The 22,007-nt window shown below is 61.9% G+C and carries 22 protein-coding genes; 12 read left to right on the top strand and 10 right to left on the bottom strand.

The genetic code is table 11. From position 1 onward, the window contains the following. Positions 1-6: 6 nt before the first annotated feature. The 3 genes from ACSSVC_RS02600 to ACSSVC_RS02590 form a co-directional block, all read right to left on the bottom strand. Positions 7-2,853, bottom strand: a complete 2,847-nt coding sequence (locus tag ACSSVC_RS02600) for a class I adenylate cyclase (protein ID WP_492611967.1) — start codon at positions 2,851-2,853, stop codon at positions 7-9. Positions 2,854-3,020: 167 nt separating this feature from the next. Beyond that, the gene (locus ACSSVC_RS02595) at positions 3,021-3,266 is read right to left on the bottom strand and encodes a TIGR02647 family protein (protein WP_123726799.1); all 246 of its coding nucleotides are present in this window, start codon (positions 3,264-3,266) and stop codon (positions 3,021-3,023) included. Positions 3,267-3,459: 193 nt separating this feature from the next. After that, positions 3,460-3,744: a hypothetical protein gene (locus tag ACSSVC_RS02590; protein ID WP_102862226.1), complete on the bottom strand. Its 285-nt coding sequence runs from the start codon at positions 3,742-3,744 to the stop codon at positions 3,460-3,462. Positions 3,745-3,869: 125 nt separating this feature from the next. On the opposite strand from ACSSVC_RS02590, the gene ACSSVC_RS02585 reads away from it, so the two are divergent. Further along, positions 3,870-4,517 carry a glutathione S-transferase family protein gene (locus tag ACSSVC_RS02585; protein ID WP_492611966.1) on the top strand — a complete coding sequence of 216 codons (648 nt, stop codon included), beginning with the start codon at positions 3,870-3,872 and terminating at the stop codon, positions 4,515-4,517. A gap of 60 nt (positions 4,518-4,577) precedes the next feature. Here ACSSVC_RS02585 and argH read toward each other — a convergent pair whose 3' ends face one another. Further along, positions 4,578-5,972, bottom strand: a complete 1,395-nt coding sequence (gene argH, locus ACSSVC_RS02580) for an argininosuccinate lyase (protein ID WP_346633364.1) — start codon at positions 5,970-5,972, stop codon at positions 4,578-4,580. A 625-nt stretch (positions 5,973-6,597) separates the two neighbouring features. On the opposite strand from argH, the gene ACSSVC_RS02575 reads away from it, so the two are divergent. The 7 genes from ACSSVC_RS02575 to ACSSVC_RS02545 all read left to right on the top strand — a co-directional run bounded on the left by ACSSVC_RS02575 (position 6,598) and on the right by ACSSVC_RS02545 (position 12,920). Then, entirely contained in the window at positions 6,598-7,344 is a 747-nt protein-coding gene (locus ACSSVC_RS02575; protein ID WP_123726797.1) for a LytR/AlgR family response regulator transcription factor, read from the top strand. A gap of 126 nt (positions 7,345-7,470) precedes the next feature. Continuing rightward, the gene (gene hemC, locus ACSSVC_RS02570; RefSeq protein ID WP_346633363.1) at positions 7,471-8,412 is read left to right on the top strand and encodes a hydroxymethylbilane synthase; all 942 of its coding nucleotides are present in this window, start codon (positions 7,471-7,473) and stop codon (positions 8,410-8,412) included. Then, on the top strand, positions 8,409-9,176 hold the full coding sequence (locus ACSSVC_RS02565) for a uroporphyrinogen-III synthase (RefSeq protein ID WP_346633362.1): 768 nt from the start codon (positions 8,409-8,411) through the stop codon (positions 9,174-9,176). Before hemC ends, ACSSVC_RS02565 begins: the two co-directional genes overlap by 4 nt. A gap of 16 nt (positions 9,177-9,192) precedes the next feature. Then, on the top strand, positions 9,193-10,332 hold the full coding sequence (locus ACSSVC_RS02560) for a uroporphyrinogen-III C-methyltransferase (protein WP_346633361.1): 1,140 nt from the start codon (positions 9,193-9,195) through the stop codon (positions 10,330-10,332). Next, positions 10,329-11,567 (top strand): heme biosynthesis protein HemY, encoded by a 1,239-nt coding sequence (locus ACSSVC_RS02555; RefSeq protein ID WP_492611965.1) that lies wholly within the window; start codon positions 10,329-10,331, stop codon positions 11,565-11,567. The genes ACSSVC_RS02560 and ACSSVC_RS02555 overlap by 4 nt, the downstream gene beginning before the upstream one ends. A 165-nt stretch (positions 11,568-11,732) precedes the next feature. Further along, positions 11,733-12,254 (top strand): disulfide bond formation protein B, encoded by a 522-nt coding sequence (locus tag ACSSVC_RS02550; RefSeq protein WP_492611964.1) that lies wholly within the window; start codon positions 11,733-11,735, stop codon positions 12,252-12,254. Positions 12,255-12,461: 207 nt separating this feature from the next. Further along, a complete protein-coding gene (locus tag ACSSVC_RS02545) occupies positions 12,462-12,920 on the top strand; it encodes an Rsd/AlgQ family anti-sigma factor (protein ID WP_011064170.1) in 459 nt (152 codons plus the stop codon). Positions 12,921-12,981: 61 nt separating this feature from the next. Here the strand turns inward: ACSSVC_RS02545 and ACSSVC_RS02540 are convergent, their stop codons facing one another. Then, positions 12,982-13,647 (bottom strand): FKBP-type peptidyl-prolyl cis-trans isomerase, encoded by a 666-nt coding sequence (locus ACSSVC_RS02540; protein ID WP_346633358.1) that lies wholly within the window; start codon positions 13,645-13,647, stop codon positions 12,982-12,984. Positions 13,648-13,840: 193 nt separating this feature from the next. On the opposite strand from ACSSVC_RS02540, the gene ACSSVC_RS02535 reads away from it, so the two are divergent. Then, complete coding sequence (locus ACSSVC_RS02535; protein ID WP_446439389.1) at positions 13,841-14,941, top strand: AlgP family protein; 1,101 nt, start codon at positions 13,841-13,843, stop codon at positions 14,939-14,941. On the opposite strand, the gene ACSSVC_RS02530 is transcribed toward ACSSVC_RS02535, so the two are convergent. Continuing rightward, the gene (locus ACSSVC_RS02530; protein ID WP_492611963.1) at positions 14,938-15,402 is read right to left on the bottom strand and encodes a TIGR02444 family protein; all 465 of its coding nucleotides are present in this window, start codon (positions 15,400-15,402) and stop codon (positions 14,938-14,940) included. The two genes, ACSSVC_RS02535 and ACSSVC_RS02530, sit on opposite strands and share 4 nt — an antisense overlap. 50 nt (positions 15,403-15,452) lie before the next feature. Here ACSSVC_RS02530 and ACSSVC_RS02525 point away from each other — a divergent pair, with 50 nt between their 5' ends. The 3 genes from ACSSVC_RS02525 (at position 15,453) to ACSSVC_RS02515 (ending at position 18,692) form a co-directional block, all read left to right on the top strand. After that, entirely contained in the window at positions 15,453-17,363 is a 1,911-nt protein-coding gene (locus tag ACSSVC_RS02525) for an ATP-binding cassette domain-containing protein (RefSeq protein WP_404937885.1), read from the top strand. Then, the gene (locus ACSSVC_RS02520; protein WP_123726787.1) at positions 17,363-17,944 is read left to right on the top strand and encodes a mechanosensitive ion channel family protein; all 582 of its coding nucleotides are present in this window, start codon (positions 17,363-17,365) and stop codon (positions 17,942-17,944) included. The genes ACSSVC_RS02525 and ACSSVC_RS02520 overlap by 1 nt, the downstream gene beginning before the upstream one ends. Before the next feature lie 115 nt (positions 17,945-18,059). Further along, complete coding sequence (locus ACSSVC_RS02515; protein WP_492611962.1) at positions 18,060-18,692, top strand: LysE family transporter; 633 nt, start codon at positions 18,060-18,062, stop codon at positions 18,690-18,692. Between the two features lie 57 nt (positions 18,693-18,749). Here the strand turns inward: ACSSVC_RS02515 and ACSSVC_RS02510 are convergent, their stop codons facing one another. The 4 genes from ACSSVC_RS02510 to ACSSVC_RS02495 are packed head-to-tail and all read right to left on the bottom strand — an operon-like array spanning position 18,750 to position 21,995. Next, complete coding sequence (locus ACSSVC_RS02510; RefSeq protein WP_123726785.1) at positions 18,750-19,493, bottom strand: penicillin-binding protein activator LpoB; 744 nt, start codon at positions 19,491-19,493, stop codon at positions 18,750-18,752. Positions 19,494-19,496: 3 nt separating this feature from the next. Continuing rightward, complete coding sequence (gene lpoB / locus ACSSVC_RS02505; protein ID WP_123726784.1) at positions 19,497-20,084, bottom strand: penicillin-binding protein activator LpoB; 588 nt, start codon at positions 20,082-20,084, stop codon at positions 19,497-19,499. Positions 20,085-20,117: 33 nt separating this feature from the next. After that, complete coding sequence (locus ACSSVC_RS02500) at positions 20,118-20,489, bottom strand: YcfL family putative periplasmic lipoprotein (RefSeq protein WP_346633354.1); 372 nt, start codon at positions 20,487-20,489, stop codon at positions 20,118-20,120. 12 nt (positions 20,490-20,501) lie between these two features. Beyond that, positions 20,502-21,995: a COG3014 family protein gene (locus ACSSVC_RS02495; RefSeq protein WP_346633353.1), complete on the bottom strand. Its 1,494-nt coding sequence runs from the start codon at positions 21,993-21,995 to the stop codon at positions 20,502-20,504. Positions 21,996-22,007 lie beyond the last annotated feature (12 nt).

Here is a 22,007-nt window from a genome sequence, read left to right as displayed (position 1 = left end):
TTGCGGCTAGACCTGCTCGAGCGCGTCGTTCAGTGCGCGCTCCAGGCTGGCCTTGTAGCGCAGATACACAATGCTCGAACTTTGCCCATCACCGAGCAGGCCGGACAGGTCCAGATCGGTGATGTAGCAGCGGTAGCGCTCCGGTTCACGGCGCTGTCCGACGATTTCCTGGGCCACCACGCTGAACAGCTGGTTGCCATATTCCAATTCAGAAAACTCCCGTTGATTGCAGTACAGCGAGACTTGCACCTGGCCAGGTGCAGCTTTGCCGATGATCGCCTGCACGTCATAAAAGGCCTTGTCCACGGGTGTCGCAGGTGCTGGTCGCGCCTCTACCCGGCGCGCCCGACCGGTGCCTGAGGGCAGTATCTGCAAGTAGAGTGTGTCCAAAGGTTTCTCGTCCTGACTATTGTCCATCGACAGTAGCGCCTCGCGGCGGTAGAGGATCGACTGCAGGAAGCGCTGCAGGGGCACCAGCAGGCTTTGTTCGTCGTGGTAGGGCAGGGTCTGCTGCCACAGAGCGTTGTGCTCATCGAGGACATAGAGCTCGGCATGGTGCTCGATGATCCGGTAGAACACCTGAATGCAATCCGGCTGGCCCATGGGCAGGATCAGCGCCAGATCGTGATCTTCCAGGGCCATCGGATCGAGGTGCAGGGGGCTGTAGCGGGCTTGTTCCTGGCCCAGGTATTCAAGCAGCGCGGCGGGTGTCGCCATGGCCCGATGCCGAACCTGGCCGGGCACCAGTTCGAGGACGTGAAAGTGCTGCTGAACCTGGATCAGGTAGCGGTAATTGAGCTGACTGAGCAGGAGGTGGTGCGCAGTTTCGAACAGCTCCTCCACCCGTCGGGCGATGAACTGCGCGCGGTTGTGGCAGAAGCAGCGGACCCGCAGCCGTGGTTGTGAGTCGGACGGCAGGTTGTTGAGGTAGTCCCGCAGGCAATCGAGTAATGCATGTTCAGCGTCGTAGCGACCGACCATGACCTCGTTCCAGCTATTGAGGGTGACCTGATCCAGGGTCAGCACCAGGTTCTCTCGCACCCCGGCGTAGCTCAGAGAGTCGGTGCGCTCGGTGGTCATGAGAATGTTCAGGTCGCGGTGATGCTTGAGTGGGTCGACTCCGACGTTCACCAGAATCAGCACTTCGCCGGGCACGCTGGCATGCAGCAACTGCTCTTCGCCGACGGTGGTCAATGGCAGGGCCACGGTCTGTTGCAGGCTGCCGAGCAAGTTGAACAGTTCGAATTCGCTCAGGTCGCTGCTGCCAGGGTGCAGGGCCAGGCGCGTGCTGCTGTCGATCACCCCGTTGCGATGGCACCAGGTCAGCAGCTCAAGCAATTCACGGCTGCGCTTGATAGGGGCGAAGTGTTCCCACTCCAGGGCGGTCAGGTTGCCGTTGTATAGGCCCCAATGAGTCTGCCCCGGTTCTTTCTTGTTTGGTGACTGCACCAGGGTCAGGGTGTCTTCCGCGAGGTCCGGGGCGATGCCGGGGTTGATGAACTCGATTTTCCCCGCCTTGCGTTCGAATGCCGCGTACAGGCGCCGGCCCAGCACGTTCAAGTCACGTTTGTTGATCAGGCTGGCGGCCTGTTCGGTGCGGGCGAACTGGGTCAGGAAGCGGTAGCTGTAGTTGAGCTCGTTGACCAGCGCCCGGCGCTCACTGCTGACCTGGCGTACCTTCCATTGGCTGCGGCTGTCCAGCAGGGCCAGTTGGCGCTGATCCCAGCCCCATTCGCTGGCCAGGCGCTCAAGCAGCGCTCGCTGCCAGCTCGGACTGCGAGCGCCATTGCCGCTGGAAAGCTTGCGGTTGACCTTGAGATACAGGCTGCGCCGCACCAGCTCCAGACGCTCGGGCTCACCACGAGCCTTGAGGTATTCCTCGATGCGTCGATAGACCACGATATAGGGGTCCAGCTCGTCCAGATCCAGGCGGTTGGCGAATACCGCCTGCTTGAAGCGCAGGCTCAGGCACTGGACCTTGGGATGCTCGCTGGCGTAGACCTCGATCAGCAGCAGCTTGAGCACCGACTTGTAGGGCGACTCGATGCCTTTGAATAGCTGCCAGAGTCCAGCGCCGATGAATTCCCCGGGAGGGATGCGGGCCATGTGGCCCAGGTCGAGGTTTTCCTCGGCGGGGACAAAACGTTTGGACAGCAGCGTGTGGATATACCGCTCGTAGCGACCTTCTTCATACACCGGTACCAACCACCACAGGGGCGTGCGTCCGGCCAGCCAGATGGCGGTGCGGTAGAACTCGTCCAGCAGCAGGTAGTGCTGGGTGGTGCCGCAATCGTCCGAACTCAACTGTGTATCCCGCTCGCCGCGGATAAAGCGGCTGGGGTCGATCAGGAAAAAATGCGCCTCGGCGCCCTGGCCCGCAGCCCAGGCTTCCAGCAACTGGCATTTCTTCTGCAGTTCCGCCAGCTCGGTTTCGTTCAGGTCTGGGGCATGGCAAACCCAGACATCCATGTCGCTTTGGTCGGCCTGGGCCAGGGTGCCCAGGCTGCCCATGAGAAACAGGCCGTGGATAGGTCGAGGTGGGTTGCCATGACGAGGCTTGTAGGAAAAGGAACGGGTCAGGCGCTGGGCTTCAGCCAGGGCTTGCGGGTCGGGCTCGTAGTTGGACAACCCCGCCGGGGTAGCGCCGGAAACATAGCCGGGCAGCAGTGGATGATTGACGTGAAAGAACAGTGGCAGCAGGTTGAGGACCAACTGCTGGCGTGCCGACAACCCTTCCATTGCCCGAGCCATGCGTCCTGCATTGAGGGTGAGAAAGCGCGCGCGCAGTTGACTGAGAACCTTGCGATCGATTCCTTCATCCAGATCGGGACGGATTTCATGGGTATGGGGCATTTCAAGCGGAGCTCGAACGTGGCGGTTTGAGGACGGCAGCAGTTTATCGTCAGACAAGGCTGAGCCTTAAGCTGATTTTGTTTTTTGACGCCAGATTTCTAGCGTATTGGCGGGAGGGTGCCTACGGAATCCGACAGACGGGAACCCCGCAGGCCGAGGAGCAGTGTTCAGGCGGTTTCTTTGACGCTCAGGATGGTCAGCAGGCCTTGAGCATGCTCGGCTGCATCCCGGCCAAGGCTGGTCAGGTAGCCCCCATCGGGTTGGGTCAGCAGTTCTTTGTCAAACAGGCGTTGGGCGGCGGCGATGGCAGAAGGGGCAGCGGTCTGATGGATTTTCAGGCCTTCCTGGGAGTTGTCCAGGTTGAAGAGTGCAAGGATTTCCAGTTCGGCAACCAACTCAGGGGTATACGACATAAGGACTCCAGACTTTCTAGGAATGAGAGGTCAGCGTTCTTAAGGTGACCGCAGAACGGCGGCGTGTCCAGCGTTCGCTGAGGACTTTTGTACCTGAGGGCAGCGGTCTTTGGCCGCAGGGTGCCTGCAGTGTAGTCAGGTCGGCAGTGGCGTGCCGGAACGTTGCTGCGGGCAGCGCTCCGGTGGTACCGGCTTACTGCTTCTCTGGAGGCAGTTCTGGCAGGGCGCGCAGCGCGGCTTCGTACCATTGGGTATCGAAGGCGCGGTCTTCCTCGAGGATCGCATCGATCTCGACAGCCAGGACGTGGGCCATCAGGTTGAGGATTTCTTCGCGCTCGTAACCCACCAGGGTCAGCTTGTTGAAGGTGGCCTTGGCTGCTGGCGGATTGTCGCTTTCGATCTGGTTCTCGATCGCTTCGATCAGGGTGTTTTCGGCGAACTCTTCTTCGTCGTTGTCGATATCGGTTGGCTCGCTCATGGCAGGCTCCTCAAGGAAAGGTCGCCAGTTTACTCGTATTCAGAGGCTGGATGCTGCTGGTCAGAAGCGGATTAACCTTCTATAAAAAGTCCTGCCGACCCCCTGCACGGCCTGGAGGCTATGGGATGTTCAAGCTTTATGGGTTCGCCATCAGCAACTACTACAACATGGTCAAACTGGCCCTGCTGGAAAAGGGCCTGCCCTTCGAGGAGGTGCTGTTCTACGCCGGCCAAAGCCCCGAGGCGCTGGCCATCAGTCCCCGGGGCAAGGTTCCGGTGCTGGAAGTGGAGCAGGGCTTTATCAGCGAAACCAGCGTGATTCTTGATTACCTGGAGCAGGTCCATCCTGAGCCGGCGCTGCTGCCGGGAGATGCCTTCGAACGAGCTCAGGTGCTGGCACTGGCCAAGGAGATCGAACTCTATATCGAGCTGCCGGCCCGGGCCTGTTTCCCCGAAGTGTTCTTTGGTGCGACGCTGCCCGAGGCGATCAAGGAAAAGGCCGGAATCGAATTGCTGCAGGGCTTTGCCGCATTGCGCCGGCATGCCCGGTTCGCGCCTTATGTGGCGGGTACCAGCCTGAGCGTGGCGGACCTGTATTTCCAGTACAGCGTGAACCTGGCCCTGGTAGTCGGGGACAAGCTGTTCGGGATCGACTTTCTGGCCGATATGCCAGAGGCCAAGGCCCTGTTGGAGCGCCTGGAACAGACGCCCAACGCCAGGCGGATTGCCGCTGACAAGGCTGCGCTTATTACCGCCAGGCGATCGGGACGCTAGCGCCGGGCAGCCAGTTTGCAAGGACCGGCAGAGGGTTGCCGGCCCCTGCGGGCAGGGTGCTTAGCGGCTGGCCAGCAACGCCTGGCCGCGAGCCACCGCAGCCCGGACCTGAGTTGGAGCGGTGCCGCCGATGTGGTTACGGGCATTGACCGAGCCTTCCAGGGTCAGTACGGCAAACACGTCCTGCTCGATCTGGTCGCTGAATTTGCGCAGTTCTTCAAGGCTCATTTCTGCCAGGTCCTTGCCAGTCTCCACACCGTACTTCACGGCGTGGCCGACGATTTCGTGGCAGTCACGGAACGGCAGGCCACGGCGCACCAGATAGTCCGCCAGGTCAGTGGCGGTGGAGAAGCCGCGCAGGGCCGCTTCACGCATGATGGCGTGCTTGGGCTTGATGGCTGGGACCATGTCGGCAAAGGCCCGCAGCGAGTCGCGCAGGGTGTCGGCGGCGTCGAACAGCGGCTCCTTGTCTTCCTGGTTGTCCTTGTTGTACGCCAGGGGCTGGCCCTTCATCAGGGTCAGCAGGCCCATCAGTGCGCCAAACACCCGGCCGCTCTTGCCCCGTACCAGCTCCGGCACGTCGGGGTTTTTCTTTTGCGGCATGATCGAGCTGCCGGTGCAGAAGCGGTCCGGCAGATCGATGAACTGGAATTGCGCGCTGGTCCACAGCACCAGCTCTTCGGAGAAGCGCGACAGGTGCATCATCGCCACGCTGGCGGCGGCGCAGAATTCGATGGCGAAGTCACGGTCCGAAACGCTGTCCAGGGAGTTGCCGCCCACGGCTTCGAAGCCCAGCAGCTGGCAGGTCAGCTCGCGGTCGATGGGGTAGGTGGTGCCGGCCAGCGCAGCGCTGCCCAGGGGCATGCGGTTGGTGCGCTTGCGGCAGTCCACCAGGCGCTCGTAGTCGCGGCTGAGCATTTCGAACCAGGCCAGCATATGGTGGCCGAAGGTCACGGGCTGGGCGGTCTGCAGGTGAGTGAAGCCCGGCATGATGCTCTCGGCTTCGCGCTCGGCCAGCTCCAGCAGGCCTTTCTGCAAGCGGGTGATTTCGGCCAGGATCAGGTCGATTTCGTCCCGCAGCCACAGGCGGATGTCGGTGGCCACCTGATCATTGCGGCTGCGACCGGTGTGCAGCTTCTTGCCGGTGATACCGATGCGATCGGTCAGGCGCGCTTCGATGTTCATGTGCACGTCTTCAAGGTCCACGCGCCAGTCGAAGCTGCCGGCCTCGATCTCGCCCTGAATGGTCTTCAGGCCGTCGATGATGCTGTCACGCTCGGCGTCGGTGAGCACACCAACCTTGGCCAGCATTGTGGCATGAGCGATGGAGCCCATGATGTCGTGGCGATACAGGCGCTGGTCGAAAGTGACAGAGGCGGTGAAGCGGGCGACGAAGGCGTCGACGGGTTCACTGAAGCGGCCGCCCCAGGACTGATTGGTCTTGTCAGTGCTCATGAATTCGCTCGTGATCTGCTGAAGGAAGATGGCGTGAAAAACAGGCGCCGATAATAACAGGGTTGCCTGGGCTGTCGCTGGCACTGGTCGGCAGCTTTTTTTCTCCTGGCCTGCGCTGCATGGCTTGTCGCCGGCCCCGAGGGCGCAGAGACTGAGATCGGCACAATTCGGAGCGCACCAGGGCAGGGGCGCCTTGAGTGCGGAAGGTGATATCGATCAAACGATATTTATCGATTGAGCAATATCGTCTTGGCAACCGTCTACAGTTGGACAGGAGGACCGGCACAATTGCGTAACACCCCTCGCGTGTTCGCACTGGGTCTGTCCATCGAGTTCACTCCGCGCAGGTCCATGCAACCCGTCCACGAAACGAGGCGGGTGTGGCCAGGGTGGACGCCGACCACAGTAACGAGGGGGGCTTTGTGTTGAATACCAGCATTCCCTGCGACGCCGTCGCGCATCCACCGACCTGGGGCGGTATCGGGCAGGTACGGGTAAATATTGGTGCCCGACTTGCGGCACTTTTTGGCCTTAGCACTAGTCTTAGCGTGGATCGCCGTGACGGACGTCACTCCACCTGTCTACGCTATCCTTGTGCGAGACTCACGCAGGAATCCAGCGCAATATGAATGTCCTGATCGTTGATGACGAACCCCTAGCCCGCGAGCGCCTGAGCCGAATGGTCAGTGAGCTTGAGGGATACAGTGTCCTGGAGCCCAGCGCCACCAATGGCGAAGAGGCGCTGAGCCTGATCGAGAGCCTGAAGCCGGATATCGTCTTGCTCGATGTCCGCATGCCGGGCCTGGACGGTCTGCAGGTCGCCGGTAAATTGTGCGAGCGCGAGACGCCTCCGGCGCTGGTGTTTTGCGCGGCCCCGGACGAATTTGCCTTAGAGGCTTTCAATGCCAGTGGGGTCGGCCACCTGGTCAAACCCGTGCGCCCAGAGCTGCTGCTGGAGGCGCTGAAAAAGGCCGAGAAACCCAATCGTGTGCAGTTGGCGGCCCTGACTCGGCCGGCGGCGGAAAGCGGCAACGGCCCACGCAGTCACATCAGTGCTCGCACCCGTAAGGGGATCGAGCTGATTCCTCTGGCTCAGGTGGTGTATTTCATTGCTGACCACAAGTACGTGACTTTGCGCCATGAAAGCGGCGAAGTACTTCTGGATGAGCCATTGAAGGCATTGGAAGACGAATTTGGTGAACGCTTTGTGCGTATTCATCGCAATGCGCTGGTGGCCCGCGAGCGGATCGAGCGTCTGCAACGTACGCCCCTGGGGCATTTTCAGCTGTACCTCAAGGGGCTCAATGGCGATGCCCTGATCGTCAGCCGGCGCCATGTGGCGGGTGTGCGCAAGATGATGCAGCAGCTCTAGACCGAGACTCAAGGCCCGCAAAAAGGCAAGCCTGGCGTCGGGAGGACGCTGCGTTTCTGATACAAGTCAAAGCTGCTTTGGCTGAGCTGTTATTATCTGCCGTATCTATTCAGTACGGATTGATCCATGTCCTCTCGCGAAATCCGCATCGCTACCCGCAAAAGTGCACTGGCCTTGTGGCAGGCCGAATACGTCAAAGCCCGTCTGCAAGAGGCCCATCCGGGCCTCGTCGTGACCCTGGTGCCCATGGTCAGTCGCGGCGACAAACTGCTGGACTCGCCCCTGTCGAAAATCGGCGGCAAGGGCCTGTTCGTCAAGGAACTGGAAACCGCACTGCTGGAAAACCAGGCCGACATCGCCGTGCATTCGATGAAAGACGTGCCCATGGACTTCCCCGAAGGCCTGGGGTTGTTCTGCATCTGCGAGCGCGAAGACCCACGTGACGCTTTCGTCTCCAATACCTACGCCAGCCTCGAGCAATTGCCGGAAGGCAGTGTGGTGGGTACCTCCAGCCTGCGCCGCCAGGCCCAACTGCTGACCCGTCGCCCTGACCTGCAGATTCGTTTTCTGCGGGGCAACGTCAATACCCGGCTGGCCAAGTTGGACGCCGGCGAGTACGACGCCATTATCCTGGCCGCCGCCGGCCTGATTCGCCTGGGCTTCGAAGACCGCATCAGTTCGTCCATCAGTGTCGATGACAGTCTGCCCGCCGGTGGCCAAGGCGCTGTCGGTATCGAGTGTCGTAGTGTCGATACTGAAATTCACGCGTTGCTGGCGCCTCTGCACCATGCCGACACGGCCAGCCGGGTGACTGCCGAGCGAGCGCTGAACAAGCATTTGAACGGGGGCTGCCAGGTTCCGATTGCCTGCTACGCAGTGCTGGAAGGCGATCAGATCTGGCTGCGTGGCCTGGTCGGCGAGCCTAGCGGCGGCCTGCTGTTGAGCGCCGAAGCGCGAGGCCCGCGAGCGTCGGCCGCTGAACTGGGGGTGAAGGTGGCAGATGACCTGCTGGCCCAAGGCGCCGATGACATCCTGCGCGCGGTCTACGGCGAGGCGGGCGAAGAGTGATCGGGTGGCGCCTGCTGCTGACCCGGCCGAGCGAGGATAGCGCTGCATTGGCAGCAACCCTGGCCGAGGTCGGTGTCTTCAGCAGCAGCCTGCCGTTACTGGAGATTCAAGCCTTGCCCGTCAGCGATTCGCAGCGGGCGACCCTGCTGGAACTGGATCGTTACTGTGCGTTGATCGTGGTCAGCAAGCCTGCCGCGTACCTTGGTCTGGGCCTGCTGCGAGCCTATTGGCCCCAGCCCCCCGCTCAAAGCTGGTTCAGTGTCGGTGCCGGCACCGGGCAGATCCTTGCGGATGCAGGCCTGCAAGTGTTTTATCCCCAAGCAGGCGATGACAGCGAAGCCTTGCTTGAACTTCCCCAATTGCGCGAGGCTATCCGGCGCCCTGAGCCAAGGGTGCTGATCGTGCGTGGAGAGGGCGGTCGCGAGCTGCTCTCTGAGCGCTTGCGTGACCTAGGTGCTAGTGTCGATTATCTGGAACTCTACCGCCGGTGCCTGCCGCATTACCCCGAGGATGCGCTGCTTGAGCGGATTCAGGGGGAACGCTTGAACGGCCTGGTGGTCAGCAGTGGACAGGGTTTCAGCCACTTGCAGCAGTTGGCCGGCCCAGCCTGGTCGCAGTTGGCGAAGATGCCGTTGTTTGTTCCAAGCCCCCGGGTTGCCGAAATGGCACGTGCCGCCGGGGCGGAAAAAGTTGTGGATTGTCGCGGCGCCAGTGCCGCGGCTTTGCTAACGGCGTTACGGGAGCAACCCGTGCCCGTTCTCTAACGCAAAGGATGGATACGTGAGCGAAACAGCCTTGCCTAAAGATGAAGTCCGGCCGGTGCCTGAAGCACCTGCTGAACCCACGACCCCAACCGTTGAACGTCGTGGCAACGGGTTGGCGATACTGGCCCTGCTGCTGGGGGCGGCGGGTGTCGCCGCCGGCGGTTGGGGGATCTGGCAGGTGCGTAGCCTGCAAGCCAACAACCAGCAGCAACTGAGCCAGCTGCAGGCCCTGGGGGATCAGGCGCAGAGTTTCAAACTCAGTGAACAGCGCCTGAGTGCGCGCTTGGAACAACTGCCGGCAGCCGATGAGCTGGAGGACCGGCGACGGCTGGTGGCCCAGTTGCAAGCTGATCAGCAGCGCTTGAATCAGCGTCTGGAAACCGTGCTCGGCGCCAGCCGCAAGGACTGGCGTTTGGCCGAGGCCGAGCATCTGCTGCGCCTGGCCAGCCTGCGTCTGTCTGCGCTGCAGGACATCAGCAGCGCTCAGGCGCTGGTCCAGGGCGCCGACGATATCCTGCGGGAGCAGAACGACCCGGGTTCCTTCGCTGCACGCGAGCAGTTGGCCAAGAGCCTGGCGGCCCTGCGCAGCACCGAGCAACCGGATCGCACCGGGCTGTTCCTGCAGCTGGGTGCCCTGCGTGATCAGGTCCTAGAACTCAGCGCCGTGGCTCCCGAGTACAAGGATCGCGGCGAATCATTGCTGGGGCTGACCGCCGACGGTGACGGCGCAAGCCGTTGGGCGCAGTGGTGGGATCAGGTCTCCCGCTATTTCCGCATCGACTTCAATGCCGACAAGAACATCCGTCCATTGCTGGCCGGCCAAGGGCTGACTCAGGTACGCCTGGCCCTGAGCCTGGCACTGGAACAGGCCCAGTGGGCCGCCTTGAATGGTCAGGCGGCGGTCTATACCCAGGCACTGACCGAGGCACGTGATGTGCTGACTGGCAACTTCAATCAGGACAATCCGCAAAGCAAGATCATGCTTGAGCGCTTGTCCGAACTGAGCAAGCAGCCGGTGACTGTTGTCACCCCGGATCTGGCCAAGACCCTGAGCACGGTCCAGGCCTATCTCGAGCGGCGCAATCTGAACGCTGAGGATTCAGTCAAGCCTCTGGCCAAACCTGCGGCGAACACCGCCCAGGAGACGAGCCCATGAAGCGCGCCTATGTGATCGTTCTACTGGTCATCGCAGCCATCGGCCTGTTGGGACTGGCCATTGCCGAGCATCCCGGGTACGTACTGATCGCCTACAGCAACTTTCGCTACGAATCGAGCCTCTGGGCAACCCTGGCCCTGGTGGCGCTGATCTGGTTGGTGATCTGGGGCATCAAGTTGCTGATTGAATTGGTGATGGTCTCCGGTGGTGTGGTCAACCCCTGGTCGCGGCGCAATCGTAGCCGCCGAGTGCAAATCGCCATCGAGCAGGGCCAGATGGACCTTGCCGAAGGTCGTTGGGCCAGCGCGCAAAAACACCTGCACCGTGCCGCGGAAGCCGAACGTCAACCGCTGTTGTATTACCTCGGTGCGGCCCGTGCCGCCAACGAGCAAGGCCACTATGAAGAGTGTGATCAGTTGCTGGAGCGGGCGCTGACCCGCCAGCCCCAGGCCGAGCTGGCGGTGGCTCTGAGTCATGCCCAGTTGCAGACCGACCGCGGTGATACCGAAGGTGCCCTGAGCACCCTGCACGCGATGCATGAGCGCCATCCCCATAGCGTTCAGGTCCTGCGCCAGTTGCAGCGCCTGCATCAACAGCGTGGCGACTGGTCGGCGCTGATCCGTTTGTTGCCCGAGTTGCGCAAGGACAAGGCACTGCCGGCCAGCGAGTTGCAGGAGCTGGAACGTCGCGCCTGGGGTGAGAACCTGACCCTGGCGGCGCGGCGCGAAGAGGATCAGGTGGCGGGCCTGCAGTCTCTCAACCGGGCCTGGCAGCAACTGACTTCGGCGCAACGCCAGGAGCCACAACTGGTGCTGGCCTACGCCGAGCAACTGCGTCAGCTGGGGGCGGGAGCCGAGGCTGAAGAGGCCCTGCGCACAGCCCTCAAGCGTAAATATGAAAGCCATCTGGCACGGCTTTACGGGCTGGTGCGGGGCAGCGATCCATCTCGTCAGTTGCAGACTGCCGAGCATTGGCTGAAGGAGCATGCGGACGACCCGAGCCTGCTGCTGACCCTGGGCCGTCTGTGCCTGCAGAACAGTCTGTGGGGCAAGGCCCGGGACTATCTGGAAAGCAGCCTGCGCCTGCAACGCAATCCTGAAGCCTGTGCCGAGCTGGCTCGTTTGCTGGCTCAGTTGGGTGATACCGAGCGCAGCAACCAGCTGTTCCAGGAAGGCCTGGGAATGCTCGACGAGCGCCTGCTGGCGTCACCGTTGCCGGTTCCGGTACGGATCTGAAGCGTCTTCGGGGCCGGTTGCCTGTTGCAGGTAACCGGCCTTTTTTGTCCGGGTTTGATGGCTCATTCACTGTCAATCGTCGACCCACTGCGGCATAGCGCTCCTTGAAAGGAGCGAGCGCTTTCTCTACCGTGGCTGCCTGTTTCTCTCCGTTACGGATATCTCATGTCGCTGGCCGGCTCCCGCTTGCTGTTCTCCCTGGTGTTCCTGGTGGGGGCTTTTGCCTCGTGGGCGGCGTTCAACCTGCAATCTGGTGGTGGCCTGGAATCCTGCCCCTTGTGGGGCGTGCAGCGCTTGCTGCTGATGATGTTTACTGGCGTCAATCTACTGGCCGTGGTGCAGGGGCCGGGGCGCATGGGACGAGCGGTCTACTGGGCGCTCAACCTGGTACTGGGCCTGTTCGGAGTGATCACCGCCGGGCGTCATGTGTTGCTGCAGAACATTCCTTCCGAGCAACTCCTGGCCTGCCTGCCGGACATGCCGTTCATGCTGCGCAACCTGTCCTGGTGGCAGGCGTTGCAATTGACCTTCATGGGGACGTCGGACTGCGCGGAGGTCACCTGGACCCTGCTCGACATGAGTCTGCCCGAATGGAGCCTGCTGTTTTTCGTCATCATGCTGATCTTCAGCGGCTACCGTCTGCTGCGCCTGTCTCGAGCCAGGCGCAAGGCTGCGGTGTTGCCCTGAGTCATTGTTTGGTGGGAGGGCGCGGATTAAACGCTTGTATGAACTTTATCTCCTGCGTACCTTGATGCTGTTGTCGAGCGGGCATAATCTGGCCCGCACGCGTCACTGGAATTATGTTGCTCGATGCCGTTGCGCCTGACCGGATCCAGAGTCTCCAAAGAGGGGCGGCGGGCAAGTGGCATGACCCATAAGGGAAGAGAGATCACCATGCTCGAAAGTTGTCAGAATGCTCAGGAACGCTGGGGTGGAGTGCATCTGCTGATCGACCGCTGGTTGCAGGAGCGTCACGAACTGGTTCGAGCCTATGATGCGTTGGGCGCCGAGCCTGAAGCCCTGAGCGAGAGCAAGAAACCGCTGCAGGAATTCTGCGGGATTCTGGTGGACTACGTTTCCGCCGGTCATTTTGAAATCTACGAACAGCTCACCAGCGAGGCCAAGGCCTTTGGCGACAAGCGCGGGCTCGAGCTGGCCGATACCCTTTATCCGCGCATCGACGTGATCACTGAAAAGCTCCTGGCGTTCAACGACCTGTGTGATGCGGGTCAGTGCGTGGCGCAGAAGTTCAAGGAGTTGGGCGGTCTGTTGCACGAACGCTTCGAACTGGAAGATTGCCTGATCGAAGTGCTGCATAACGCCCACAAGCAGGAAGCGGTAGCTCAAGCCTGAGAACAGGGCCGAGCAATACAGGAACGGCACGCCTTGGCGTGCCGTTTTTCGTTTCTGTGCTTTAGCCGGCGACGCCCAGCAGTTCGATCTCGAATACCAGCGGTGTGTAAGGCGCGATCAGGTCGCCCGCGCCTTCGGTGCCGTAGGCCTGATTCGAAGGAATCACCAGTCGCCATTTGGCGCCGGTGGGCATCTGCGACAAGGCGCTGCGCCAGCCTTCGATCACACTGTCCAGGCGAAACCACTGCGGTTGCTGGGTCTGATCGAACACGGTGCCATCGGGCAGGCGTCCGGTGTAGCGCACCTGGACTGAGCCGTTGGGGCTGGCCTTGTTACCACTGCCGGGTGCCAGTTCGGTCAGGAGAATGCCATCGGCCAGTTGGCGAACGCCGGGCTTGGCTTTTTCCTGGTCGAGAAAGCGTCGTTCGTTTTCCAGGGCCGCTTCAGTTTTCGACTTGGTCGACTGCTCACTGATCTGCGCATCGTGCTCAGTCAGGATCTGTTCGATGCGTTCGGTTTTTAGGGCCAGTGGCTTGCCTTGATAAGCGGCTTTCAAACCCTCGACCAATGCCTGGATCTGCAGATCGGGCACTTCGTCGCGCAGTCGTTCACCGAGGCTTGCGCCCAGGCTGTAGGCAAGGTCGTGAGCGTCATTGGGCGGCGCTTCGGCAGCAGCCTGAGCCAGTGGCAAGAACAGGCTCAGGGATAAAAACAGGTAACGCGACATGGGCACTCTCCGGCCTGAGTAGCGGTGGATTATGCCAGCGACAAAGCACGGGTTGGTGAGCAACTTCGATGACGGCGAAGAACATTTTCAATCCGCTGCAACGCCGGGCTTTCGATACTGTCAACATGCCCTAGCGGCGGTAGCAGCAGAGGTCTAGTATGAGCCGCAACTCACGTCAGCCAGGAGGTAAACCATGTCGGCCAATAAGAAGCCTGTAAATACTCCGTTGCATTTGCTCCAACAGCTGTCGGGCAGCTTGCTCGAACATTTGGAAAACGCTTGTTCCCAAGCCTTGGCTGATGCTGAAAAACTGCTCGCCAAGCTGGAAAAACAACGGGGCAAAGCGCAGGAAAAACTGCACAAATCGCGCACCAAATTGCAGGACGCTGCGGCGGCCGGCAAGGCCAAGGCACAAGCCAAGGCCAAGACCGCGGTGAAGGAACTCGAAGACCTGCTGGATGCATTGAAAGAGCGCCAGGCACAGACCCGCAGCTACATTCTGCAACTCAAGCGCGATGCCCAGGAAAGCCTGAAACTGGCCCAGGGCGTGGGTCGTGTGAAGGAAGCAGTGGCCAAGGTATTGAGCACTCGTGATGCCAAGCCGGTAGCTGTCGCAGCGAAGAAACCAGCGGCCAAGCCTGCAGCCAAAGCACCTGCCAAATCTGCCGCCAAGCCAGTGGCGAAAAAAGCGGCTGCCAGTGCAGCTAAACCCGCAGCCAAACCCGCGGCGAGCAAACCCGCAGCGGCTAAACCTGCCGCCAAGCCTGCGCCTGCCAAACCTGTTGCCGCCAAGACCGCTGCCGCCAAGCCTGCAGCCAAAGCTGCCGCCAAGCCAGTGGCTAAACCTGCAGCCAAACCTGTAGCAGCCAAACCTGCCGCTAAACCCGCTGCCAAGCCTGCGGCCAAACCCGCAGCGGCTAAAACAGCCGCCGCAAAACCTGTGGCAGCCAAACCCGCAGCTAAACCTGCCGCCGCAAAAGCGCCGGCCAAACCTGCTGCCAAACCCGCCAGCAAGCCTGCAGTAGCCGCCAAGCCAGCAGCATCGTCGGCTGCGAAACCAGCAGCCAAGCCGGCGGCTAAACCTGCAGCTAAACCGGCTGCGAAAAAGCCGGCGGCAGCCAAGCCAGCAGCCAAGCCTGCTGTAGCCAAACCCGCCACCCCGGCGGCCAAGCCAGCTGCTCCAGCAGCGGTTGCGGTCAAGCCTGCTGCGCCCGCGCCTGCAGCCTCGCCAGCAGCTGCGAGCACCGCTCCTGCCGCTCCGGCTCCTGCCGGTACTCCTTCCAGCGCTTCTTAAGCGCCGGTCACCGCGACGCGCAGCACCTGCAGCGCGTCGCGGTTGCGTTCGGCGGCTCCGGCCGCCAACCCTCCAAGCCAGTCTTCCAGGCTCTTCGCTTGAGCTTCCGGCCATTCCCGTACCCGCTCCTGCAGGCGCAACAGCAATTGCCGTTCGGCTTCCAGTTCCAGGGTCTTGACCTGTTCGCGCAAGGCACTCAACTCAAGGTCCTCGCGGGCCGCATCGCGCCAGCCAATGCGTAAGTCGCGCAGGGGCTGAACCACGTCCCGGTGCCAGGGCGCCGCGAACGCTTTCAATTGCTCCAGGCGCTGACTATCGCAGCGGATTCCCCGCCGGCCAAGCCAGGCGCCGCAGAGCAACAGGCAGACATTGGCACCCTCGCCCTGCAGTTGCAGGCAGGCTTCCTGCACGCCGGGAAGGGCATAGGTGTTCAGGGAAAAACTCCACAGGTCAGAGGACATAGTGCTACTCGCGCCAGTTGCGAGCGAAGCTGGTAGACTCCGCCGCCATTATGATTCGACTTCAGAACCTGACTTTACAGCGTGGCCCGCAACGTCTGCTAGAAGACGCCGAGCTGACTCTGCACGCCGGCCAGAAAGCCGGCCTGATCGGTGCCAACGGCGCCGGCAAATCCAGCCTGTTCGCCTTGTTGCGTGGAGAGCTGCATCCGGATTCGGGTGACTGCTTCCTGCCCGCCGACTGGCGCATTGCCCACATGCGTCAGGAGGTCGATACCCTCGAGCGCCTGGCGGTGGACTATGTGCTCGACGGCGACCTGCGTCTGCGCCAGGTACAGCGAGAGCTGGCCGCCGCCGAAGAGGCCCATGACGGCGCCGCCCAGGCACGGCTGCACGCCGAGCTGGACAGCGCCGACGGTTACACCGCTGACGCCCGGGCGCGCAAGCTGCTGGCTGGACTGGGCTTCACCAACGAACAGATGGACCGCCAGGTCGGTGATTTCTCCGGGGGCTGGCGGATGCGCCTGAACCTGGCCCAGGCGCTGATGTGCCCGTCGGACCTGTTGCTGCTCGACGAACCCACTAACCACTTGGACCTCGATGCCATCATCTGGCTCGAAGACTGGCTCAAGGGTTATCCCGGCACCTTGCTATTGATCTCCCACGATCGGGATTTCCTCGATGCTGTGGTCGATCACGTGGCTCACGTCGACCAGCGCAAGATCACCCTCTATCGCGGTGGCTACAGTGCCTTCGAGCGGGCCCGTGCCGAGCGTCTGGCCCAGCAACAGCAGGCCTACGAGAAGCAGCAGGCGCAACGCGCGCACATGGAAAGCTACATTGCTCGCTTCAAGGCCCAGGCCACCAAGGCTCGCCAGGCCCAGAGCCGGATCAAGGCCCTGGAGCGGATGGAAGAGCTGTCGGCGGCCCATGTGGATTCGCCGTTCGACTTCACCTTCCGCGAATCGACGAAGATCTCCAGCCCGCTGATCGACCTCTCCGATGCCCGTCTGGGTTATGGCGAGCGCGCGGTCCTGGAGAAGGTCAAGCTGCAGCTGACGCCGGGCGCGCGGATTGGCCTGCTGGGCCCTAACGGCGCCGGTAAGTCGACCCTGATCAAGAACCTCTCCGGTGAGCTGCAGCCGTTGTCCGGACGCCTGACCCGGGGCGAGAACACCGTGGTGGGCTACTTTGCCCAGCATCAGTTGGACTCCTTGGACTCCAAGGCCAGCCCCTTGCTGCACCTGCAGCGGCTGGCACCCACCGAGCGCGAGCAGACCTTGCGTGACTTCCTCGGCGGCTTCGACTTCCGCGGCGCGCGGATCGACGAGCCGGTGCTGAATTTCTCCGGCGGTGAAAAAGCCCGCCTGGCCCTGGCCCTGATCGCCTGGGAACGGCCGAACCTGTTGCTGCTCGACGAACCCACCAACCACCTGGACCTTGAGATGCGCCTGGCCCTGACCATGGCCCTGCAAGAGTTCAGCGGCGCGGTGCTGGTGGTTTCTCACGATCGTCATTTGCTCAAGAGCACCACGGACAACTTCTTCCTGGTAGCCGACGGCAAGGTCGAGGAGTTCGACGGCGACCTGGATGACTACACCCGTTGGCTGGTGGACTACCGCCAGCGCAATGCCCCGGTCAGCAACACGCCGGTCAATCCGGACAAGACCGACAAGAAAGCTCAGCGTCAGGCCGCGGCTGCATTGCGTCAGCAATTGGCACCGCACAAGCGTGAGGCCGACAAGCTGGAAGTCGAACTGGGCAAGGTCCATGAGCGCCTGGCCAAGATCGAGACCAGCCTGGGCGACAGTGGTCTTTACGAATCGGCGCGCAAGGATGAGCTGCGGGATCTGTTGGCTGAGCAAGCCAAGCTCAAGTCCCGTGAGTCCGAGCTGGAAGAGGCCTGGATGGAAGCCCTGGAGTTGCTGGAAAGCATGCAGGCGGAACTTGAGGCGCTGTCCTGATGGAGGCGCTGCAACTGTCTTTGCCGGCGCAATGGATCGCGCCTCTGTGGATCGGCGTGCAGATCTTGCTGATTCTCCTGGCGGGCTACCTGGCTCAGCGTTTTGTCGCCCGTGGCCTCACCCGCCTGGGTGAGCGTTACCCGTTCCCGCCGCAATTGCTGATGCCCCTGCGTGGCGGTCTGCGCTGGCTGATCATGGGCAGCGCGGTGATCTTCGTCCTGGAGCGCCTGGGGGTTTCCGCCACGGTACTGTGGACCGCCCTGTCCGGGTTTGTCGCGGTGGCGGCAGTGGCGTTCTTCGCCATGTGGAGCGTGCTCTCCAACCTGCTGTGCGCGATCCTGATCTTCACCGTCGGTCCGTTCCGTCTGGGTGACGTGGTGGAGTTGGTGGACACTGTCGACAAGCCCGGCGTCAAGGGCCGGGTCGTGGCGATCAACCTGCTGTACACCACCCTGATCGAGTCCGAGGAAGCCGGTACCGGCAGTGCCATGGTCCAGGTGCCTAATAGCCTGTTCTTCCAGCGCTCGGTGCGTCGCTGGCGCGGCAGCGATGTGCTGCCGGTGGGGACTGGCGAAAAGTAGTCCCAGGGGACTGCGGACAGGTTGCGATCAGGAACCATCCGAGAAAAAAATATGGTCAGCCGCGGGTCGGAGGATTAGCTTAGGCAGTCACGACCAATCCGATCCGAGGTGTGCGATGGTGCTTGAGACATGGCTGGCGTTCTTTGCCGCCAGTTGGGTGATCAGTCTTTCCCCGGGAGCCGGCGCCATTGCGTCGATGTCCTGCGGCCTGCAATACGGTTTCTGGCGCGGCTACTGGAACGCCCTGGGCCTGCAATTGGGCCTGGCCCTGCAGATTGTCATTGTCGCCGCCGGTGTCGGCGCCATCCTCGCCGCCTCTGCCACCGCCTTCTATGCAATCAAGTGGTTCGGTGTGGCCTATCTGGTGTACCTGGCAGTCAAGCAATGGCGCGCGCTGCCCAGCGATCTGAGCGATGACGCCGCCATCCGCCCCATCGGCAAGCCTCTGGCCCTGGTGTTTCGCGGCTTCCTGGTGAACATCAGCAACCCCAAGGCCCTGGTGTTCATGCTGGCGGTACTGCCGCAGTTCATCGACCCCCATGCGCCCCTGGTCAAGCAGTACCTGATTCTCGGTGCCACCATGATCGGGGTCGATCTGATCGTCATGGCCGGCTACACCGGGCTGGCGTCCAAGGTCCTGCGCTTGTTGCGTACCCCGGTCCAGCAGCGTCGGATGAACCGTACCTTCGCCGGCTTGTTCCTCGGCGCGGCGGGCTTCCTGGCGACCATTCGCAAAGCGGCGGCCTAGGTTTTTCAGAGACAAAAAAAGGCGACCCACGGGTCGCCTTTTTCGTTTGCGTACGGCTTAGCGCAGGATTACCGGCGCTGTGTCCGGCGGCAGGTTGTTGCGCATCGGCGCTTGCCCCTGTTGCTCGTAGCCACCGCGACCCAGTTGCTCGGCCATCTGCCGGGTAACGTCTTCGCCCAGGGCCTTGGAGACTTCGCGCACCACCCGTGGCCGGTTCAGCGAGACACGGATGTCGCGGCTGTTCACCAGCTTGGTGTCCTGGCCTTCGCCCATGGCGGTGAACGCCGAGGTGATCTCGAAGGTGCGGGTGTTGATCAGGCTGAAATCCGCCACCAGGGTAAGGCCCAGCACCGCCGAGTAGCTGTTGGTATTGGCCAGCTCGTTGATGTCCTGGGTGAAGTCGATGTCCGACACCGTACCGAACAGCACATAGTCGGCACCCTTGAAGTTGCCGGCCTTGATGCGCTTGATGATGTCGTAGACGTTGGTCTTGGACGAATCGGTGTGGGGCGACCCCTGCACCAGCTGGAACATCCCGGACTTGAGAATCCCGCCCTTGATATCACCGGTGAACTTGCGCAGTTCGCCTTCTTCGATGTAGCTGGTGCTGGCTTCCAGTTCGTTGTAGCTGGCCGAACCGCTGGAGCTGTAGTAGCCCTCACGGTAGTTCTGCTGGGCCGAAACCACGTGAATGTATTCCTGCACACGTTCCTGGTAGGCCAGGTCCATGACTGCAACTTTCGGGGCCGCCTGGGCGCTGAACGCACAGGCCAGGGCCAGGATGCCAATCCATGCACGCATTGTTTAGCGCTCCGTGGTCTTGCGGATCTCTTTCTCGTCCATCCACTCGGCCAGACCGCTCTCGACGTCGATCAGTTGCAGGCTGAATTTGTAGAAGACGTCCTTGTAATCGCTGCTGCGCTTGACGATGGAGCTGATGGAGCCCTCAAGACGGTATTTGGCGGCGACCATGTTGCCAGTCTTGGCCACGGTGGACTTCTTGTACAGGCCGCTCTGGTTCTGCAGCTTGAGCTGGTCTACCTGGCTCTGCATGGCGGTGTTGTCGCTGGCGAAGCGCGCGGTGCCGGACTTCATCAGTTGGGTCTTGATCGAGGTGGTGATCTCGCGGGTGTCGATGTACTCGCTGGTCTTGTTCTTCACATCGTAGACCTGCACCACCGGGCGACCCTGGAGGATGCCGGACTGGGCCAGGGAGCGAGTCATGGACTCGGCGATCATCTGCAGGTCGGTGGAGCCGAACTCGTTGGTCACCAGTTCCACGGCCTTGCTGTCGCCGTAGCTGATGTTCTTGCCGCCCAGGACCGGGGAGGTATTGGCGCAGCCGCTGGCCAGCAGGGCGACCACGGCGAGGAAGGAAAAGCGTGCAAACATGGAAGTGCTCTCTTGATCGGGTTCAGGAACGGCTTATTGGGTTTTGACTTCCAGGCGGAAGTCAGTGGCCTTGGGCACCGGTGCGATGGCCGGCAAGAAGGTGGCCTGGGCCGCGTACAGGTTGAAGACTTTCCAGCTTTCTTCATCGGCAACCGGGAAACCGTCGTCACCCAGCCAGACAAAGCGGTAGTACATGGTCATGTTGGTGTGGCTGGTGTTGTTCAGCGCCACCTTGACCGTCAGGAAGCCGTTTTCACGGGCGACCCGCATCGCGCCGATGGCGATGTTGTTGAACTTGTTCATCACCACCACCTTGCTCGCGGCGCTGCCGGGAGCAGGAGGTGGTGGGGTGGCGCAACCGGCCAGAACGGCCAGTGCGGCAACAGCGAGGAGTTTCAAGCGCATGGGGGGCTCCGCTTAAGGACGTTGGTTGCTGGCCATGTTCTGGCCGGCGTTGTTCGGGATGACATGAGCGGCCAGGCCGCTGCTGAACACCTGGTTGCCCACCACCCGTAGGGCGATCACCTGATAGCGCTGATCAACCTTGACCTGCACTTGAGTGCCGCCCTGGGCGTTGGGCAGGCTGAGGCTGTGTTCGCCCTGCTTGAGACGCAGGCGGGCTACCTGGGTGTTGTCCGGCAGGGTACGCCAGGTGCGGGTATCGGCACCTTCGGTCACCGCCGAAGCCAGGCCCACGGCCAGGCCGGCCAGGGGATTGACCTCGTTGAGGTTCTTTTGCGCCACGCCACGGGTCACTGCGCGCACGGTGGTGCGCAGGATGATTCCCGGCATGTCGTCACGCAGGGCGCGGCGGGACATGGCGGTGGTGCTGTTGAGCAGGGTCAGGTTCTGCTGCTGACCGTCGATGCCGATCTGGGCAAAGGTCTGGGTCGAGGTGTCGGCCTTGATCACCGGGAACGACAGAGGGGTGATGACCAGGTTGCCGTTGATCGGCAGCGGCAGGGGGATGCGCACCGAGTCCCGGGCCGGGGCCAGGCCGCTTTGCACCACGATCAGCACGTCGCTCTCATCTGCCGCCAGGGCTGCTACCACGGGGGCCTTGACCGGAGCCTTGGCTGCCGTCTTGCGTTTGGACTTGGCCGAGGACTTGCTCGGGGCTTCGACTTTCAGCGGCTCCACGGGGGCGTCCAGATTCAGCAGCGCCTGTTCCAGCAACGGCGTGTTGGGACGCAGTTCCGCGGCCTTGCGATAGCCGGGAGCCGCCAGGTCCTTCTCGCCCAGAGCTTCATAGACAAAGCCGGCCAGGTAGTGGCTGAACGCACTCTGGTAGCTGTTCTTCAGGTTGACCACATCGGGAGCATCGAGGGCTTCCACCGGGTAGCCCTTGAGGTCCTTGTACTCGGTCTTGACCCCTTGCTTCTCGGCTTCGTCCTCGCGCTTGAGGTATTCCTTGTCCCGCAGTTCGGCGATCACCGCTTCGCGTTCGTGGGTCTTCTTGATCGCCATGCGGGCGCCGTCGAAGTCGTTGCTGGCCAGCAGGTTCATGGCCATCTGGGTCGTCAGCATGACCTTTTCGTAGTCATAGCCTTCGTAACGACGAACTTTGTCGTTGACCAGGAAACTGCCGAACTGGGCCAGGTACTTGTCGGTGTCGAGCTTGACCGAGTCTTCCCAGTTGCCCACGACTTGATCGGCATGGCCCCAGGCGGCCTGGCTGCCATTGAGGTCGCCCTTGGCTCGCAGCAACTCGCCCTTTTCGAAGTAGTAGAGCAGGTCCTTGTCTTCACCCTTGTTGTTTTTTTCCAGCAGGGTCAGGGCGGCATCGAGGTTGCCGGCGCGCAGTTGCTGGTTGGTTTCCTGAAGCTCGTTGTCGTAGCTACGGAAGGCCGAACAGCCAGCGAGCAGAGTGACTGCGCCAAGCGCAATCGAGGTGAGGACGCGGGATGCCATGGGTACTTCTTC

The sequence above is a fragment of the Pseudomonas sp. E1BtOHC1 genome, from assembly GCF_058744285.1.
This window is presented reverse-complemented; position numbering and strand designations above follow the sequence as displayed.